Consider the following 228-nt stretch of genomic DNA (forward strand, 5'->3'; position numbering starts at 1 on the left):
CCAGTGCGACCTTTCATAAGGCCATCGGACAGATGATTTGCCACCATTGTGGTGACCAATATCAAGTACCGCATCAATGCCCTGATTGTGGTAGCACGCAGATATTTCCTAACGGTAAAGGCACTGAACAAATAGAAGAATTTTTGAGTACTGAATTTAAAGACATTCCAATTAGCCGAATAGATCGCGACTCTACGAGGCGCAAAGGCAGCCTTGAAAAAGCATTGG

General features: G+C 44.3%; 1 pseudogene. It reads left to right on the forward strand.

What is annotated here, in order from left to right:
- Window positions 1-228, forward strand: a pseudogene (locus SB749_RS21205) (hypothetical protein); the annotation flags it as partial.

The organism is Brevibacterium sp. SIMBA_078 (genome assembly GCF_046534565.1).
Classification (GTDB): Bacteria; Actinomycetota; Actinomycetes; order Actinomycetales; family Brevibacteriaceae; genus Brevibacterium.